Annotated in this window: 1 protein-coding gene; it reads right to left on the bottom strand. The window is 63.1% G+C overall.

The genetic code is table 11. From position 1 onward, the window contains the following. A partial coding sequence (locus NMG80_RS04115) for an alpha/beta fold hydrolase (protein WP_254016958.1) occupies positions 1-306 on the bottom strand: 306 nt, incomplete at both ends.

The raw sequence follows: 306 nt of genomic DNA, 5'->3' as shown, positions 1-306 counted from the left end.
GATGTCTTCGCGCCCCCGAACGAGACGCTCATTTACGTCGCCATCCAGCCGGTTGAATGCAATGTGCCAGAGTCGCTTGTTGAGCGGTCCGGGGACAATCAGGGGTGGTGAAGGAGTGACGCCCGCGATGATGGCCTCGCCGACGACGAGGCGCTCCACGCGATCCGGATGATCCGCAGCGAGAGCATAGCCGATTCCCATGCCCGTGTCGAAGCCGATCATCGCGAAGCGCTTGTGGCCGAGCGCATCCATCAGCGCGATGAGGTCGTTGGCCTGCGTGCCGGAGTCGTACCCGTTCTGCGGTTT

The organism is Mesorhizobium escarrei (assembly GCF_935825525.1).
GTDB classification, from domain to species: domain Bacteria; phylum Pseudomonadota; class Alphaproteobacteria; order Rhizobiales; family Rhizobiaceae; genus Mesorhizobium; species Mesorhizobium escarrei.
Note: the sequence above shows the minus strand (reverse complement) of the source record. Positions and strands in the feature narration are given on the sequence as shown.